At 68.6% G+C, this 17,443-nt stretch carries 15 protein-coding genes; 6 read left to right on the plus strand and 9 right to left on the minus strand.

The features are described 5' to 3' along the window. Positions 1 to 3: 3 nt before the first annotated feature. Complete coding sequence (locus KB879_RS28945) at positions 4 to 1,341, plus strand: nitrate/sulfonate/bicarbonate ABC transporter ATP-binding protein (protein WP_013958120.1); 1,338 nt, start codon at positions 4 to 6, stop codon at positions 1,339 to 1,341. Between the two features lie 80 nt (positions 1,342 to 1,421). Here KB879_RS28945 and KB879_RS28950 read toward each other — a convergent pair whose 3' ends face one another. From KB879_RS28950 to KB879_RS28970, 5 genes are all read right to left on the minus strand, one after another. Continuing rightward, positions 1,422 to 3,818 (minus strand): FUSC family protein, encoded by a 2,397-nt coding sequence (locus KB879_RS28950; RefSeq protein WP_211980342.1) that lies wholly within the window; start codon positions 3,816 to 3,818, stop codon positions 1,422 to 1,424. A gap of 50 nt (positions 3,819 to 3,868) precedes the next feature. Further along, the gene (locus KB879_RS28955) at positions 3,869 to 5,683 is read right to left on the minus strand and encodes a M61 family metallopeptidase (protein WP_013958122.1); all 1,815 of its coding nucleotides are present in this window, start codon (positions 5,681 to 5,683) and stop codon (positions 3,869 to 3,871) included. A gap of 70 nt (positions 5,684 to 5,753) precedes the next feature. After that, positions 5,754 to 6,758 (minus strand): MDR family oxidoreductase, encoded by a 1,005-nt coding sequence (locus KB879_RS28960; protein WP_211980343.1) that lies wholly within the window; start codon positions 6,756 to 6,758, stop codon positions 5,754 to 5,756. Positions 6,759 to 6,870: 112 nt separating this feature from the next. After that, the gene (locus KB879_RS28965; RefSeq protein WP_211980344.1) at positions 6,871 to 7,629 is read right to left on the minus strand and encodes a DsbC family protein; all 759 of its coding nucleotides are present in this window, start codon (positions 7,627 to 7,629) and stop codon (positions 6,871 to 6,873) included. Positions 7,630 to 7,680: 51 nt separating this feature from the next. Continuing rightward, complete coding sequence (locus KB879_RS28970; RefSeq protein ID WP_013958125.1) at positions 7,681 to 8,976, minus strand: UbiH/UbiF family hydroxylase; 1,296 nt, start codon at positions 8,974 to 8,976, stop codon at positions 7,681 to 7,683. A 121-nt stretch (positions 8,977 to 9,097) separates the two neighbouring features. On the opposite strand from KB879_RS28970, the gene ychF reads away from it, so the two are divergent. Then, positions 9,098 to 10,189 carry a redox-regulated ATPase YchF gene (ychF, locus tag KB879_RS28975; protein WP_211980345.1) on the plus strand — a complete coding sequence of 364 codons (1,092 nt, stop codon included), beginning with the start codon at positions 9,098 to 9,100 and terminating at the stop codon, positions 10,187 to 10,189. A gap of 72 nt (positions 10,190 to 10,261) precedes the next feature. On the opposite strand, the gene KB879_RS28980 is transcribed toward ychF, so the two are convergent. Genes KB879_RS28980 through KB879_RS28990 form a run of 3 tightly spaced genes read right to left on the minus strand, consistent with a single transcriptional unit; the run spans position 10,262 to position 12,899 of the window. Further along, positions 10,262 to 10,765 carry a GDYXXLXY domain-containing protein gene (locus KB879_RS28980; RefSeq protein WP_211980346.1) on the minus strand — a complete coding sequence of 168 codons (504 nt, stop codon included), beginning with the start codon at positions 10,763 to 10,765 and terminating at the stop codon, positions 10,262 to 10,264. Next, positions 10,762 to 11,877, minus strand: a complete 1,116-nt coding sequence (locus tag KB879_RS28985; protein WP_013958128.1) for a DUF4401 domain-containing protein — start codon at positions 11,875 to 11,877, stop codon at positions 10,762 to 10,764. Before KB879_RS28985 ends, KB879_RS28980 begins: the two co-directional genes overlap by 4 nt. After that, entirely contained in the window at positions 11,874 to 12,899 is a 1,026-nt protein-coding gene (locus KB879_RS28990) for a DUF2157 domain-containing protein (RefSeq protein ID WP_013958129.1), read from the minus strand. Before KB879_RS28990 ends, KB879_RS28985 begins: the two co-directional genes overlap by 4 nt. A gap of 153 nt (positions 12,900 to 13,052) precedes the next feature. Between KB879_RS28990 and KB879_RS28995 the strand changes: the two genes are divergently transcribed. Next, complete coding sequence (locus KB879_RS28995) at positions 13,053 to 13,853, plus strand: 5'-methylthioadenosine/adenosylhomocysteine nucleosidase (RefSeq protein WP_013958130.1); 801 nt, start codon at positions 13,053 to 13,055, stop codon at positions 13,851 to 13,853. A gap of 49 nt (positions 13,854 to 13,902) precedes the next feature. Here KB879_RS28995 and KB879_RS29000 read toward each other — a convergent pair whose 3' ends face one another. Continuing rightward, positions 13,903 to 14,148, minus strand: a complete 246-nt coding sequence (locus KB879_RS29000) for a hypothetical protein (RefSeq protein WP_013958131.1) — start codon at positions 14,146 to 14,148, stop codon at positions 13,903 to 13,905. Positions 14,149 to 14,294: 146 nt separating this feature from the next. On the opposite strand from KB879_RS29000, the gene hemA reads away from it, so the two are divergent. The 3 genes from hemA to KB879_RS29015 all read left to right on the plus strand — a co-directional run bounded on the left by hemA (position 14,295) and on the right by KB879_RS29015 (position 17,301). Continuing rightward, the gene (hemA, locus tag KB879_RS29005) at positions 14,295 to 15,599 is read left to right on the plus strand and encodes a glutamyl-tRNA reductase (protein WP_010809882.1); all 1,305 of its coding nucleotides are present in this window, start codon (positions 14,295 to 14,297) and stop codon (positions 15,597 to 15,599) included. Positions 15,600 to 15,697: 98 nt separating this feature from the next. After that, on the plus strand, positions 15,698 to 16,780 hold the full coding sequence (prfA, locus tag KB879_RS29010) for a peptide chain release factor 1 (protein ID WP_013958133.1): 1,083 nt from the start codon (positions 15,698 to 15,700) through the stop codon (positions 16,778 to 16,780). 191 nt (positions 16,781 to 16,971) lie between these two features. Next, positions 16,972 to 17,301 carry a hypothetical protein gene (locus tag KB879_RS29015; RefSeq protein ID WP_013958134.1) on the plus strand — a complete coding sequence of 110 codons (330 nt, stop codon included), beginning with the start codon at positions 16,972 to 16,974 and terminating at the stop codon, positions 17,299 to 17,301. Positions 17,302 to 17,443 lie beyond the last annotated feature (142 nt).

Genomic DNA, 17,443 nt, shown 5'->3' on the forward strand with positions numbered 1-17,443 from the left:
ACGATGGCCGAGAACATTGCATCCACCGCCGCCCCCGCCGTGATCGAGCTGCGCGGCGTCGGCAAGATCTTCCGCACCGCCAGCCAGAGCGACCGCGCCGTGCTCGAAGGCGTGGACCTGACGCTGCGCGAGGGCGAGATCGTCGCCATGCTGGGCAAGTCCGGCTCGGGCAAGTCCACGCTGTTGCGCATCATGGCCGGGCTGGTCGGCGCCGACCGCGGCGAGGTGCACTTTCGCGGCGAACGGCTGGCCGGCACCGCCGAGGGCATCGCCATGGTGTTCCAGTCGTTCGCGCTGTTCCCGTGGCTGACGGTGCAGCAGAACGTCGAGCTGGGGCTCGAAGCCCAGGGCGTGCCCAGGGCCGAGCGCGAGCGCCGCGCCGAGGCCGCGATCGACATGATCGGGCTGGCCGGCTTCAACAGCGCGCTGCCGCGCGAGCTGTCGGGCGGCATGCGCCAGCGCGTGGGCATTGCGCGCGCGCTGGTGACCGAGCCGGACCTGTTGCTGATGGACGAAGCCTTCTCGGCCCTGGACGTGCTGACCGGCGAGACCCTGCGCGACGAGATGCTGGCGCTGTGGGAAAGCGGCCGTGCCAATATCAGGAGCATCCTGATCGTCTCGCACAATATCGAAGAGGCGGTGATGATGGCCGACCGCATCGTGATCCTGTCGAGCGACCCGGGCCGCATCCGCGCCGAAGTGCCGGTTGCGCTGCCGCGTCCGCGCAACCGCGACAGCGCGCAGGTGCGCGCGCTGGTCGACGAGATCTACGCGCTGATGACCGCCCCCGCCGCCGAAGCGCGCCTGCCCGCGCAAGCCCCCGCGCGCCAGATCGGCTACCGCCTGCCGGATGCCGACATCAGCCAGATGGAAGCCATCCTCGACCTGCTGTGCGAGGCGCCCTTCAACGGCCGCGCCGACCTGCCGCACCTGGCCGACGAAGCCGGCCTCACCGACGACGAACTGCTGCCCGCCTGCGAAGCACTGCAGCTGGTGAAGCTGGTGGCGATCGAGCGCGGCGATATCACCGCCACCGAGGCCGGCCGCACCTACTATGCCGCCGAGCCGCAGCAGCGCAAGACGATCTTTGGCCAGCAACTGCTCGGCAACGTGGCGCTGGCCGCGCACATCCGCCGCGAGCTGGTGGCCAGCGAAACCGGCGAGATCCGCGAGGAACAGGTGCTGAACGAGCTCGAGCAGTTCCTGAAGGCGGCCGAGGCCGAACGCGTGCTGAGCGTGGCGATCGGCTGGGGACGCTATGGCGAGATCTTTGAATACAGCTACAACAGCGGCATGCTGACACTGCCCGAGGAGGAGCTGCCGCAGGGGCAAGGGGCTTAAGCCACAACCATGGTTTGCTCCCCCGGCCCCTCTCCCGCACGCGGGAGAGGGGAGCAACCCCACGGTCTTCAATCGCGCTGCTAAGCGCGCGCCCGCATGGCGCGGCCGATCGCACCGGTGCGCAGCGCGATCTTGGCCGCATCCTCGCGCAAAGCGCGCAGGCGGCGGTCCAGCACCGCATTGGCCGGACGGCCGGTGGAACTGGCGGTGGGACCGGCCTCATGGCTGGATTCGCCGGCGGCGGCCGCGTGCACCAGCACGTCGGTGCGGCGCTTGTCGGCCGAATCGGCCAGGCGGGCGCGGCGTTCGGCGACGGCGTCTTCGGCGGCCTCGGCAACTTCGGTGCTGACGGTGGCCGCTACCGGTTCGGCATCGGCGACAGCTTCAGCGGGGGTTTCGTCCGGCTTGTCCACGGCCGCAGGCGCTGCCGCCTTGCGTTCCACCGGCGTTTTCCCGCTGCGGATAAAGCCCGCGCCACGACCGCCGCCGCGCTCATCGGCATGCAGCCGCTCGCTGGCCACCTGCAGGCTGTGGCTGGCGGCCTCGGTGGCCTGCTCGATCGCGGCTTCCGCGGCCGGAATATCGAGTTCATCATAGTGCTGGCGCACCTGGATGCGCGCCGACGCCACGTGCGCCGCCACCAGGTAGTTCTGCACGATAAAGCGGTTCAGGTTGTCCACCGCGCGGTGCCGGCTCTTGGGCTCGTCCAGCATGCGCTGGAACGACGAGATCAGCGCCGACAGGTTGTCCATGAACTGCTTGCGCTGCACGCGGTAGGCAAAGTCATCCTTGGTCCGGCGCAGCAGCAGGTCGCGCGTGGCGCCGATATAGCGGCGGTTGGCTTGCAGCACCCCCTCCACCAGCTTAGGGATGGCGCGGTATTCCCAGCTCGGCAGCACAAAGCTGAACAGCGAGGCGATGATGCCGCCGATCACCGTATCCACCAGCCGCTCGCCCGCCACGGTTGGACTCCCCGGCATCAGCAGGTGGATCTGGATCAGCACCTGGATGCAGGCGGCAATCGCGGTATAGCGGTACTTGATGGTCACGAACGCGGCGCTGGCCACCAATGACAGGAACAGCACGCCCAGCAGGATCAGCGGCTGGTGCACCACCTTCAGGATCGCGACCGAGACCACGCAGCCGATCAGCGTGCCGATCACGCGGTCGTTGTAGCGCTGCTTGGTCATGCTGAAGTTGGGCTTCAGGATGACGATGATGGTCAGCAGGATCCAGTAGCTGTGCGACACATAGGGCACGTGCTCGGCGATCCACAGCCCCAGCGACACCGCCATCGAGATCCGCAGCGAGAAACGGAACGCCGGCGAACTCCACTTCAGGTTGTCGCGCAGCACGCTGAACTCATACTTCTGGCGCGTCAGGAACGGCGTCATGTCCGAGCCGGGCAGCACCCTGGCCGGCTCCACCGGCGTGCGCGACGCTTCGTGCAGCTGGCCGACCAGCGTGATCGCGCCGCGCATCATGTCGAGCGTTTCAACCAGCGCCGTCATCGCCGCCGGGTTGATATGGTGGTGGCGCAACTGCGCGATCTCGGCCTCGACCGCGCGCAGGCCCGGGCGGTATTCCACCGTGGCGTACGAGGCGCGGCCGCGCGTGACCTCGTAGGCAATCTCTTCCACGTCCTTGCACATCTGCAGCACCAGCCCGCGCAGGTGGTCCAGCACCGGCGTGCCGGCAAAGGTCTGGCGCAGCAGCGGATAGTCGGTGTTGGTCGACAGGATGTACTCGTACAGGTCGAGCATGCGCATGTGCACCTGCACCAGCAGCCCGTCATGCGGGGTGCGGTTGCCGCGCAGCACCAGGTCGCGCGCGGCCTGCTGGCGCTCGGCCACCACGATCTGCTGGCGCACCAACTGGTTGAACTGGGCCTCATAGTCGTTGCCGGCGTCGTAGAAGCCGGCCTTGATCTCAAGATAGCCGGCCAGCTCATACAACGATTCGGCCAGCACCTGCTGCTTGGTGCGGCGCTCGGTGATCCAGCTCACCAGCATCGCATAGCCGAGATAAGCGACCGCGCCGATGCTGAACAGCGCCGCGTGCTCCAGCGCGCGCCGCACCAGGAAGTCTTCGTTGATGGTCAGCGTCATCACGAACAGCGCCGCGAACTGCAGCGGCAGCGTCTTGTTGCCGTACACCGTCATCATGCCGGCCAGGAACGTCACCAGCACCAGCAGGAACGGCATCACGCGCGGGAACGGCGTGGCCAGCGCCACCACCAGCGTGACCACGCTGCACAGCAGCACGCTGGCCAGCATCTCGTTGAACTTGTGGCTCAGGGGGCTGGGCAGGTCCATCAGGCTAGTGCACAGCGCCCCCATCGACACCACCATGGCGGTGGGCAGGTCGCTGAAGTGCAGCGCGATCAGCGTGGCGCCGATCACCCCGGTGGCCGAGCGCAGCCCCCGGTAGACGTAGTGCGAATACAGGAAGGTGCGGGGATCGTGCGCGTATTGCATGCAGCGGGGGCGATGGAGTGCGGTGGCGGCTGTGGCAGCGGAAGACTAGTTCACTGGCCCAGCCAGCGCGAGCGTGCCGCGTGCCGTCCGCTCTCGAGCTTCACCTTGAACTGCGCCGCCGGCTCGCGCGCCAGCGTCACCGGCAGCACCTGCAGCTCGTCGCGGCGGAAGGCGTGCAGCTCGACGCGGTCGCCGGTACGGTAGCGCGCCAGCAGCTTGTCGATCTGGCCCGGCGCCACGCGCAGCCCGTCGATCGCCACCAGCAGGTCGCCGGCGGACAGGCCCGCGGCCTGCGCCGCGCCGCCGTCGAACACCTGCGCCACGCGCACCCAGCCCTCATCGCTCTTGACCTTGATGCCCAGCGCCGCGGTGCGCGCCGGCTTCTGCGCCTCGGCCTTGACGCCGAAGGTCCTGAACAGCGCCGGCAGCGGCAGCTCGCCCGTGCCTTCGGTCAGCGAGCGCAGCAGCGGCCCCATGCGCAGACCGGTGACTTCATCGAACAGTGCATGGACCTCGGCCTCGGTCACGCCGCGCTGCACCGCGCCCGGCGCGTAGAAGCCGCGGCCGTAGCGGCGCCACAGCGCTCGCATGACATCGTCCAGCGAGCGTCGCCCGCGGGTCTTGTCGCGGATGGTCAGGTCCAGCGCCAGCGCCACCAGCGAACCCTTGGTGTAGTAGCTGACGATGGCGTTGGCGGCGTTCTCGTCCTGGCGGTAGTACTTGGTCCAGGCATCGAAGGAGCTTTCCGCCACGCTCTGCTTGGTGCGGCCGCTGCCGCGCAGCACGCCGTTCCAGGTCTTGGCCAGCATCTCGACGTATTGCTCGTCGGTAATGCAGCCGGAGCGCACCAGCACCAGGTCGTCGTAGTAGCTGGTGAAGCCCTCGAACAGCCACAGCAGCGGGGTATGGGTTTCCTCGGCCAGCCGGTACGGCACGAACGCGGCCGGCTTGATGCGCTTGACGTTCCAGGTGTGGAAATACTCGTGGCTGCACAGCCCGAGGAAGGTGCGGTAGCCCTCGCTGGTGTCGCTGTCGCCGCGCACCGGCAGGTCATTGCGCGCGCATATCAGCGCTGTGCTGGCGCGGTGTTCCAGGCCGCCGTAGCCGTCGGTGGTGACCATCGTCATGAAGACGTAGCGGCGGTTGCTGTCCAGGAACGGCGCCTGCGCGGTCTTGGGTTCGAACAGCCGGATCTGCGTTTCGCAGATGCGCTTCAGGTCGCGGCACACGCGCTCGAGGTCGAGCTGCGGCACGCGCCCGGTGAAGACCACGTCGTGCTGCGCGCCGCAGGCGCGGAAGCTGGCCAGCTGGAAGGTGCCCATCTCGACCGGATGGTCGACCAGCTCATCGTAGTCGGCCACCTGGTAGCGGCCGAAGCCGTAGCGCTTCGCGCCTGCGCGGCCCGGCGCCTCGCGCATGGCGGTGGCCACGCGCCAGCCGCGATAGGCCTCGCCGGCGGGCGCATGGATATCGACGGTGCATGGCCGCTCGGCCTGCCCGTCCACGCACAGGAACACCGAGCTGCCGTTGAAGAAGCCGTGGGTGGTGTCCAGGTGCGCCGCGCGCACCGACAGGTCCCAAGCATAGACCTCGTAGCTGAGCGTCAGCGGGCCGTCGGCCAGGCTGACCGGCGCGGCCTGCCAGCGCTGCTTGTCGAGCTTGGTCAGGCTGACCTCGCGCCCGCCCGCGTCGGCGCGGATGCGCACGATATTGCGCGCGAAGTCCCGGATCATGTAGCTGCCCGGGATCCAGGCCGGCAGCGAGAAACACTGGCCGGCGGGATCGGGCTCGCTCACGGTAACGGTGACGGCAAACAGGTGCGCTTCAGGCTGAAGCGGGGCAATGGCGTAGCGGATCGGCGTCATGGGCTGGATTGTAACGTCGGCGCCTGCGGGCGGCGCCGACGCGGTGGTGCATCAGGGCGACGGTGCCCGATCAGCCGCGATTCACATCCACCACCACGCGCCCCCGCATGCCGCCTTCCATGATCTTGCGGCCCGCCTCGATCGCATCGCCCAGGCCGATCTCGCGCGTCAGCGCATTGAGCCGGTCCGGCTCCAGGTCGCTGGCCAGGCGCTGCCAGGCCTGCTCGCGCAGCGGCATCGCCGCCATCACGCTGTCGATGCCGTGCAAGGTGATGCCGCGCAGGATGAACGGCGCCACCGACCCCGGGAAGTCCAGGCCCTGCGCCAGCCCGCACGCCGTCACCACGCCGCCGTAGCACACCTGGGCGCAGGCATTGACCAGCGTGTGCGAGCCGACCGAGTCGACCACCGCGGCCCAGCGCTCTTTCTGCAGCGGCTTGCCGGGCACGCCCAGTTCGGCGCGGTCGATCACGTCATCGGCGCCCAGCGCCTTCAGGAAATCCGTTTCCCTGGTCTTGCCGGTCGAGGCCACCACCTTGTAGCCAAGCTTGCTCAACAGCGAGATCGCCACCGTCCCCACCCCGCCCGAGGCGCCGGTCACCAGCACCTCGCCATCGCCCGGGCGCACCGGGCCGTTGACGCCGCCGCGCTCCAGCGCCAGCACCGACAGCATCGCGGTATAGCCCGCGGTGCCGATCGCCATGGCCTGGCGCGTGGTGAAGGCGTCGGGCAGGCGCACCAGCCAGTCGCCCTTCAGGCGCGCGCGCTGCGCCAGGCAGCCCCAGTGCGTCTCGCCCACGCCATAGCCATTGAGCACCACCTTGTCGCCAGCCTTCCAGCGCGGGTGCGCGGACTCCAGCACCGTGCCGGCGCCGTCGATGCCCGCCACCATCGGCCACTTGCGCACCACCGGCGAGCGGCCCGTGATCGCGAGCCCGTCCTTGAAATTGATGGTGGAGTAATCGACGGCAACCAGCACATCGCCGTCGGCGGGCAGCTGCGCGTCGTCGAGCGTGGCGATACTGGCCTGGGTGGCGCCGTCGGCCTGGGTCAGCAGCAATGCCTGGAAGGTCATGGTGTCTCCTTTGTCGCCTGCCGGCGATCGCATGGAATCAGGGAAAAGGCAGAAAGCAGAACGGCCGGACAAGTCCGGCCGTCGATCGGGCCGGGACAGGTCCGGCGCGCGCTTATTTCTTGATGCTGGCGAGCTTGCGTTCCAGCGTGGCGACGTCCGCCGCGCCGGGGATGCGGGTGCCGTCGGTGAAGAACACCGCCGGCGTGCCGGTCACGTTCAGGCTGTGGCCCAATGCCAGGTTCTCTTCCAGCGGGGTCTTGCAGCTGCCGTTGCCGCTCAGCGCCACCTGCTTGAGCATCCAGTCGCGCCAGGCCTTGGTGCGGTCAGAAGCGCACCAGACCTGCTTGGCCTTGGCTTCGGAATCCGGCGACAGCACCGGGTACAGGAAGGTGTACACGGTGATGTTGTCCATCTGCTGGAAGGTCTGCTCGATGCGCTTGCAGTAGCCGCAGTTGGGGTCGGAGAACACCGCCACCTGGCGGCTGCCATCGCCCTTGGTCCACTTGATCGCGCGCGCCAGCGGCAGGTCCGACCACTTGATGCGGTTGATCTCGGCCAGCCGCTCTTCGGTCAGGTTGGCGCCGGTGCGGGTGTCGATCATCTCGCCGTTCAGGATGTAGCGGCCTGAGGCGTCGGTATAGACCACCTGCCCGCCGATATTGGCCTCGAACAGGCCCTGCACCGGGGTCTTGCTCACGCTCTTCACTTCGGCGCGGCCGCCCAGCACCTTCTGCAGCGACTCCTTGATGCGGTCGGTGCCGGGCTCGCTGGCAGCCATGGCATGCAGCGCGAAACCCGCCGCGGCCAGCCCGCCGGCGATGGCGGTGATCGCGGCGCTGATGGCGGGGCGGCGGCGCAGGAATGAGAACATGTGGGCTCCAGAGTATTCGGTAAAGGGATCGGATCGTGGGTGCGGCCGCGGTCAGCCGAGCGCGCGCGCGATCAGGAAGCGCTTGAGCAAGGACTGTCCGCCGACCGCGCGCATGCCGGTGTTGCGCACCACGCGCGCCACGCCGCCCGGCAGCGAGAACAGCCGGTGCAGGCCGTCGGTGGCCGCGGTCAGCGACAACAGGTCGGTGGCGCGGGCGCGCTCGTAACGGCGCAGCAGGCGCAGGTCGCCCTCGCTGCGGAAAGGTTCTTTGTCGGCCATCACGCGGCCAAGTTCCGCCACGTCGCGCAGGCCCAGGTTCATGCCCTGCCCGGCCAGCGGATGCACCACGTGGGCGGCGTCGCCCACCAGCGCCACGTGCGGCTGCACGAAGTGGTCGGCACGCTGCAGCACCAGCGGGAAGCCTTGCGCCGGGGTCACGCAGCGCAGCGCGCCGAACTGCGCGCCGATCGCGCCGCTGGCGCCCTGCATCACGGTGGCGGCCAGGGCCTCGGGCGACAGCGCCAGCAGTTCGTGCGCGTGGGCCTCGTCGGCGGACCAGACCATCGACACATGGTTGTCCGGCAGCGGCAGTATCGCCAGCACTTCGCCGTTGGCGGGTTCCTCGTCGGCCATCAGCTTTTCGGGCGCGCCCAGGAACCACTGCCACGCGGTTTCGTGGTGCGACCGCTCGCAGGCAAAATTGGCGACCACGCCCAGCTGGCGGTACTTGCGCGTGCTGACGCCGATATGGCATTGCTGGCGCAGCCAGGAGCGCGCGCCGTCGGCGCCGACCACGCAGGCCGTGCGCAGCTTTTCGCCATTGCCCAGGGTCAGCGTGACACCGTCCGGATCGCGCTCGAACGCGCTCGCCGTGGCGTCGTGCCAGGTCACTTGATGCTGAAAGCCCAGCGCCGTATCCAGTGCGCGCTCGACGTGGCCGGATTCGATGATCCACGCCAGCTGCGGCACCGCGGCCGCGTAGGCCGAGAAGTGCAGGTCCCCGTCCAGGCTGGGCGAAGTCTCGGCCGCGCTGACATCGCCGAACACGCGCATGTCACGCACCGGCTGGATCCGCGCCGGGTCCAGCGCTTCCCAGACGCGCATGCGCTCCAACAGCGCGTGCGAGCTGGCCGAGAAGGCATAGATACGGCTGTCCCAGTCATCCGGCCCGGCCGGCGCGCGGCCGCTGGCGCGGGGCGGCCTGGGCGCGACCAGCGCCACGTCCATGCCCTGCTGGCCCAGCAGCAGCGCGCAGGACTTGCCGACGATGCCGCCGCCGACGACAGCAACCTGGAAAGCGGAAGAGTTGCGCGCAGACGGGCGCGCGGACGCGTGGGATCGGGTCATGGCTGGATTATAGCCACGTCACTCCTGGCCCTGCCCCACGCCCGCATGCCCCGACCATGCAGGCCGATGGCGAAGCCCCCTTCCGCTAGAATACGGGTTTTGCAATTTCCCGCCTTCTACCATGAGCCTCCAATGCGGCATCGTCGGCCTGCCCAACGTCGGCAAGTCCACGCTGTTCAATGCCCTGACCAAGGCCGGCATCGCCGCCGAAAATTACCCGTTCTGCACCATCGAACCCAATGTGGGCGTGGTCGAAGTGCCGGATCCGAGGCTCGCCAAGCTGGCGGAGATCGTCAAGCCGGAGCGCGTTCTGCCGGCCGTGGTCGAGTTCGTCGATATCGCCGGCCTGGTGGCGGGCGCCTCCAAGGGTGAAGGCCTGGGCAACCAGTTCCTGGCCAATATCCGCGAATGTGACGCCATCACCCACGTGGTGCGCTGCTTCGAGGACGACAACGTGATCCACGTGGCCGGCAAGGTGGACCCGCTGTCGGACATCGAAGTGATCAACACCGAACTCGCGCTGGCCGACCTGGCCACCGTCGAGAAGGCCCTGGCCCGCTACATCAAGCCGGCCCGCGCCGGCGACAAGGAAGCCCTGCGCCTGGTCGCCGTGCTGGAAAAGGCGCAAGCCGTGCTGGACCAGGCCAAGGCCGTGCGCACCCTGGACCTGGCGCCCGAAGAGTGGGAAGCCATCCGCCCGTTCTGCCTGATCACCGCCAAGCCGACCATGTACGTCGCTAACGTGCGTGAAGACGGCTTCGAGAACAACCCGCACCTGGACGCCGTGCGCGAGCACGCCAAGCTGACCAATTCCCCCGTGGTGTCCGTCTGCGCCGCCATCGAAGCCGAGATCGCCGACCTGGACGACGCCGACAAGGCCGAATTCCTGGCCGACCTGGGCATGGAAGAACCCGGCCTGGACCGTGTGATCCGCGCCGGCTTCAAGCTGCTCGGTCTGCAGACCTATTTCACCGCCGGGGTCAAGGAAGTGCGCGCCTGGACCATCCACGTCGGCGACACCGCCCCCAAGGCAGCCGGCGTGATCCACACCGACTTCGAACGCGGCTTTATCCGCGCGCAGACCATCGCCTATGAAGACTTCATCAGCTTCAAGGGTGAGACCGGCGCGAAGGAAGCCGGCAAGATGCGGGCGGAAGGGAAGGAGTATGTGGTGAAGGATGGGGATGTGATGAACTTCCTGTTCAACGTCTGACCGGCAGACCTCGTGAAATAGCCACCACATGCGGTGGCTATTTTCTTTGGGCCGGGGCACATCACTTTCGCCTCACAACCTCTCCATCCCCTTCCCCCGCAACCCCACCAGCAGCGCCTGCCCGTCCGCCCCCACGCGGAACTCCCCATACTGCGCCTGCGCGAACCGCTCGCCCTGCCCCTCCTGGAAGAAATACGCATCGGTCGACACCTGCACCTGCATGCCGCCCCAGCGCGAGCGGGCGACCTGGTAGCGCAGCAGTTGCTCCCCTGCTGCCAGCGGCTCGCCACCGTGCACGCGTACGAAGCTGGCTACGCCCTGTTCGTCACTGCGGATCACCGCCACGCCATCGCGTGGAGGCCGGTCGTCCTGCTTCCGCATCTGAGCGGCGCGGATCATGTTGCCGATCTCGAAGTTCAGCGCCATATAGTCGCCCTGCATCAGCGAGCGCGGGTCGACCGGGGCGAGCTTGAGGTAGACGGTTTCACCGCGCGCCAGCAGGCGCTCCTTGCCGGCGATGCCGGCGGCGGCAAGTGCCAGCGTCAGGGCCCAGGCGATCAGGATCCAGCGTTTCATGCGGCCTCCATCTTGGTGCGGCCCAGCAGCCAGTAACGGCCTGCCAGCAGCAGTACGCCAGCCGCGGCAAGCGTGGCGGACTTGGCCAGCAGCGTCCAGTGCAGCGCGCTGTAGTACCAGATAAAGCCGATAGCGATGCTGGCGATGCCCAGGCCCAGCCACGGCATCGACGCGCGGCGCAGGGCCAGGCCGAGCGCGAGAACCCCTGCCACGACTGCGGGCGCGGCGGCCATCAGCGCGCCGAAGGCCGCCACGCCAGCAAGGACGGCGCCCTGTACGGCGGGGCTGAGTGCCAGCCGGCGGCATTCGGCGAGCGCGAAGCCGGCCAGCACCAGCGTGGCCAGCCCGCCAGCGACCCAGTGCGCCAGCGGGATACGTCCGGCTTCCGGGCCGCCCAGCCAGGCCAGCGGATGGCTCATGCCGGTGACGACCAGTGCAACGGCCAGCGTGAACAGCAGCGTCGCGTCGGCCAGCGGTTCCAGCAGCGTGTGGCGGCCGGCCGCGCACAGGCGTGCTTCGGCCAGCGTGAAACCCGTCACCAGCGCGCAGCCGAGCGGCACCAGCCAGCCGAGGGACCATGTCAGCAACAGCCAGTCCTTCGGCTCGCTGCCGGCCAGGACGAGATGCATGGCGCCTGCCAGCCCGATCCATGCGCCCACCGCGCACAGCAGCCGGTGCAGCCGGTTGGGGACCAGCAAGGCGAGCGCTGCCTCGAACAGTGCCAGTCCGGCCCAGAAGCCTGCGCTCTCGGTGACGCGCGTGAAGCCCAGGGCCTCGGCCAGCCCGAACACGGCCATGCCCTGCCCGCTCAGGCTCACGGCCAGCGCGAACTGCCCCGCGGCAATGCCGCCGCCACGCCAGTACAGCAGCGCGGCCAGCGCGATCATGGCCAGGCCGGTCACCGCCATGGCGATGCCGTTCTCGCGCGCGGCGACGAAGACGGTGCCGACCAGGAAGAGCTGGAAGAACAAGGCGCCGAGCCAGCCCGCCGCGCCCATCAGGCAGCGCACGGCCCAGGGGGTGTGGGTGTGGTCGGGCCGCTCGCCCTGTACCTCGCCGCCTGCAGCGAGATCCTGCCAGAGCCGTTGCTCGGTCTGCAGTTCGGTCGTCATGCCTGCTCCAGTTGGCCACGCCAGGCACGCATCAGCCAGGCGGCCGCGCCGGCGGCAAGGCCGACGGTCACCAGCCCGAGCAGCAGGAAGGCGCCGAAATCGTCCTTGCCCTCGAACAGCACCTTGGCGATCGCGGCCACCGCCAGCACGATGCCGGTCAGGCAGGCCAGGCTCAGCACCACGATGTCGAAGGCGCGCTGGCGGAACCACCAGACCAGGGCGGCCAGTACCACCAAGGCCAGCGCGAATGCGGCGCCGTCGAAGTGGCTGTCCAGCAGGCTGGCCAGCCCCAGCGAGCCGGCGTGCACACAGGCCAGCGCGGCCAGCATGCGGCTGCCGGTCTGCCCGCGCAAGCCCAGCGCGGGCGCCCTGGCGCACAGCAGCTGCCACAGCACCAGTTGCAGCACCACCGCGCCCAGCAGCGCCAGCGTGGCGGTGCGCATATGACGCGTATCGAACAGCAGCGCGAACACGCCTTCGACACCGAAGCGGATGCTGAAATAGCGCAGCAACGCCACGTTGCCGACCACGATCACCAGCCACCAGTGTGGTGCGGCGCGCGCCGCCAGCGCCCAGGGCACCGCCAGCAACGCCCATAGCGCAAACAGCTGCCAGGCGTCGGCGCCGGTCTGGTAGGTCTGCCCGATCACCGCGAGCAGCACGCCGGCGACGACCTGCGCGCCGCCCAGCGCGGCGCGGCCCGCGGTGTCGCCAGCCGGGCGCAGCCAGGCAAAGGCGGCGAGCAGCGTGAGCGCGCCGGCCAGCAGGCCGAACTTGGAAAACTTGTGGAGGTCCTGCCAGTTGAAGGCGAAGAACACGATCACGCCCGCGCACAGCAGCGCGGTGCCCAGCGCCATCAGCGCCGTGTCCAGCCAGCGGCGCCAGTCGCTGGCGACGGGCTCGGTGCGCGCCCACGGCTCAGGGACGCCAGCCGCGTCCAGGCGCCCCAGTGCGCGCCAGTCGGCCAGTGCCCGGCGGATGGCGCGCCGTTCGCCGTTGGCTACGGTGGGTGTGCCTTGCATGCTCGCCCTTGCGTGCTGAGATGACGGGGACTTTAGCAAAGCGGCGCGGGGGCCGCACCTGTTCCGTGGGAGGGGGTGGTGCGGTCGCGCTCTAATCTATGCCCGGCCCGCGCGGGCCGGTATGCTGTGGTTTTCTCGTCCTTCGCCCGTTCCATGACTCTCGGAATCCTTGCTGCCATCCATGATGAAGTCGATGGCCTGGTAGCCGCCATGCGCCATGACGACAGCCGCGCCACGGTGCGCACGATCGGCATGCGCGACTACTATGCCGGCCAGCTGTTCGGGCAGCCGTGCGTGCTGGTGCTGGCGCGCATGGGCAAGGTGGCGGCGTCGGCGACCACCGTCACGCTGATCCGCGAGTTCGGCGCGACGCAGATTGTCTTCACCGGGCTGGCCGGGGGCATCGGCGCCGGCACCAATGTCGGCGACATCGTCATCGCCGACCGCACCATCCAGCATGACCTCGACGCACGCCCGTTCTTCGGCCGCCATGAAGTGCCGCTGCTGGACCGTGCCGAGTTCCCGGCCGACCCGGCGCTGACCGCCGAGCTGGAAGCCGCCGCGCGCGAATTTCTGCAGCTGGACCTGCCTGCCGAGGTGCCGCGCGAGGTGCTGGAACGATTCGGCGTGGCCGCGCCGGCGCTGCACCACGGAATGATCGCCAGCGGCGACCAGTTCATCGGCTCACCGGCGGCGGTGACGGAGTTGCGTGAGCGGCTGCCCGGATTGCTGGCGGTGGAAATGGAAGGCGCCGCGGTGGCGCAGGTCTGCCACGAATACGGCGTGCCGTATGCCGTAATGCGGACCATTTCGGACCGGGCCGACGATAGCGCCCATGTGGACTTCGCGGCATTCCTGAAGGATGTGGCCAGTCACTATTCCAGCGGCGTGCTGCGCCGGCTGCTGGCGGGAAGAGCCAAGGCCGACATTGCCCAATCGCCGGTCCGCTTCTGATCGCGATCATGCGGCGAGCGGATTCCCGCCGCCGCGATCAGTTCTGTTCTTACCGCCCGCGCGGCCGCACTGCACCCCAGGCCCCCACCAGCAGCGCCGAACCGGCGATCACCGCCAGCCAGCTGCTGAGCTGCCCGTCGATAAACAGGTGCAAGGCGCGGCCGCCATAGAAAGCGCCCGCCGCACCCGCCGCGCCCAGCACCAGCGCGGCCGGCAGGGTCACCACGCGCCCTGCCGGATGCAGCCGGCGCGCCGCCAGCCCCACCAGCAAACCCACGATCAAGGTGCCCAGCATCCGCTTCTCCTGTGTTGTCAGCATCACAGCCGCAAGGGCTGCGGCGTAACGATACTGCAATCCGGCCCCGCGCCTGCAATTAGCGATCCCGGCGGTATAATGGCATCCGGTCCGGCCACGCGCCGGACCGTACCCGTCCCCTACAAATGCAACTGCTCGCGATCGGCATCAATCACACAACGGCACCCGTCTCGCTGCGCGAGCGGGTAGCGTTTCCGCTCGAGCAGATCAAGCCCGCGCTGGGTGCGCTGCGCTCCCACCTGTCGGGGCGCAGCGGCACCGAAGCCGCCATCCTGTCCACCTGCAACCGCACCGAGATCTACTGCGCGACCGACGTCCTGACACCGGGCACGGATGGTTTCGAGCACACCCTGCGCTGGCTGTCGCAGCACCACAACGTGCCCGCGGGCGAACTGGCGCCGCACCTGTACGCGCTGCCGCAGTCCGAAGCCGTGCGCCATGCCTTCCGCGTGGCCAGCGGCCTGGATTCGATGGTGCTGGGCGAGACCCAGATCCTGGGCCAGCTCAAGGACGCCGTGCGCACCGCCGGCGAAGCCGGCTCGCTGGGCACGTACCTGAACCAGCTGTTCCAGCGCACCTTCGCGGTGGCCAAGGAAGTGCGCGGCCAGACCGAGATCGGCGCGCACTCGGTGTCGATGGCAGCGGCCGCGGTGCGGCTGGCGCAACGGATTTTTGAAAGCGTCTCGACCCAGCGCGTGCTGTTTATCGGCGCGGGCGAGATGATCGAACTGTGCGCCACGCACTTCGCCGCGCAGCAGCCGCGTCAGATCGTGGTGGCCAACCGCACCGTGGAACGCGGCGAAAAGCTCGCCGAGCAGCTCTCCGGCCAGGGCCTGACCGCCAACGCGATCCGCCTGACGGACCTGGGCGAGCGCCTGCATGAGTTCGATATCGTGGTGTCCTGCACCGCCAGCTCGCTGCCGATCATCGGTCTGGGCGCGGTGGAGCGCGCGGTCAAGCGCCGCAAGCACCGCCCCATCATGATGGTCGACCTGGCCGTGCCGCGCGACGTGGAGCCCGAAGTCGCGCGCCTGGACGACGTCTTCCTGTACACCGTCGACGATCTCGGCGCGATCGTGCGTGAAGGCAACGCGATGCGCCAGGCCGCGGTCGCGCAGGCCGAAGCCATCATCGAAAGCCGGGTGCAGAACTTCATGCACTGGCTGGAAACGCGCAGCGTGGTGCCGGTCATCCGCGAACTGCAGACCAGCGGCGAAGCCATCCGCCAGGCTGAACTGGAACGCGCGCGCCGCATGCTGGCACGCGGCGACGACCCTGAAGCCGTGTTGGAGGCCCTCTCCGGCGCGCTGACCCGCAAGTTCCTGCACGGCCCCACCCACGCGCTGAACCATACCCAGGGCGAAGACCGCGAGGCGCTGCTGCGCCTGGTGCCGGGCCTGTTCCGCCACAGCAGCCACTCCGAGCGCTAGCCGCTCTGCCCTTGCGCCGCGCGCCCTGCCGCGCCGGCACGCCGCCGCCCGTCCACGGGTAGCCCCGGCCCCTGGCCCACCTCTTTCCCCCGCATCCGATGAAAGCCAGCATGCTTGCCAAGCTCGACCAACTGGCCGAGCGACTCGATGAAGTCAACGCCCTGCTCGCGCGCGAAGACGCGACCGCCAAGATCGACCAGTACCGCAAGCTCAGCCGCGAACATGCCGAGTTGTCGCCGGTGGCCGAGCAATACGGCCAGTACCGCCAGGCGCAGGACGACCTGGCCACCGCGCAGGCGCTGCTGGACGATCCGGAGATGAAGGACTTTGCCGCCGACGAGATCGCCAGCGCGCGCGCGCGGCTGGAAGCCCTGGAAGCGAGCCTGCAGCGCCTGCTGCTGCCCAAGGACCCCAACGACGACCGCAACCTGCTGCTGGAAATCCGCGCCGGCACCGGCGGCGAGGAAAGCGCACTGTTCGCCGGCGACCTGCTGCGCATGTACACGCGCTATGCCGAACGCCAGCGCTGGCAGGTCGAAGTGATGAGCGAATCGGAATCAGACCTGGGCGGCTACAAGGAAGTGATCGTGCGCATCGCCGGCGACGCGGCATTCTCCAGGCTGAAGTTCGAATCAGGCGGCCACCGCGTGCAGCGCGTGCCGGCGACCGAGGCGCAGGGGCGCATCCATACCTCGGCCTGCACGGTCGCGGTCATGCCCGAAGCCGATGAAGTGGGCGAAGTCGAGATCAACCCGGCCGACCTGCGCATCGACACCTTCCGCGCCTCGGGCGCGGGCGGCCAGCACGTCAACAAGACCGATTCCGCGGTGCGCCTCACCCACCTGCCGACCGGCATCGTGGTCGAGTGCCAGGACGACCGCAGCCAGCACCGCAACAAGGACAAGGCGATGAAGGTGCTGGCGGCCCGCATCAAGGACATGCAGACGCGCGCCGCGCAGGCCAAAGAGGCCAGCACGCGGCGCAACCTGATCGGCTCGGGCGACCGCAGCGACCGCATCCGCACCTACAACTTCCCGCAGGGGCGGGTGACCGACCACCGTATCAACCTGACGCTGTACAAGATCGACATGATCATGGACGGCGACATGGATGAACTGCTGTCGGCGCTGGCCTCCGAGCATCAGGCTGACCAGCTGGCAGCGCTTGGCGAAGGTGCGTAAGCGCCACTAAACCCATCCGCAAAAGACTTCCGCCACGAACACCGCGTAAAGTCGCCGATATCTTTGTATTTCTTGTAAATGCTTGAAACAGCACTGGTAGGGGTAAGGCGGCTGTCTATAATCGATTTCGACCGGCAAACGGAGAATGGTGCCGGCGTAGTCTCTCCCGAGAACATACCTAGGACGAAATCATGAAAAAACTGCTCGCGCTGTTGATGATCACCGCGGCCATGGCCGCTTGCAGCAAGAAGGAAGAAGCCCCGCCTGCCGCCTCGAACGCCGAGAGCGCCATGCAAAGCGCCGCTGAATCCGCCAAGGCCGCCGCGAGCGATGCCGCCGCTGCCGCCAGCAACGCCGCTGACGCAGCCAAGTCCGCCGCCAGCGGTGCTGCAGCCGACGTCTCGGCCGCCGCCGAAAAGGCCAAGGAAGACGCCGGTCACGCCATGGCAAATGCCAAGCAGGCCGCCAAGGATGCCGTCAACACGGGTGCCGACAAGGCCAAGGACGCCGTCAATAAGTAATCGTCCGGGCGGGGGCATTGCGCCACCCGCTGTCGATGAGCGGTACACTGGCGCCAAGCTGGAAGTCCCGCCCCAAAGCCCCGCCAGGCCTTTGCGCCGGTGGGGTTTTTTGTAGCCGGCAAAAGAACCGTCCCCTCCCTTT

Origin of the sequence: Cupriavidus sp. KK10 (genome assembly GCF_018223725.1) — a bacterium.
Taxonomy (GTDB): domain Bacteria; phylum Pseudomonadota; class Gammaproteobacteria; order Burkholderiales; family Burkholderiaceae; genus Cupriavidus; species Cupriavidus necator.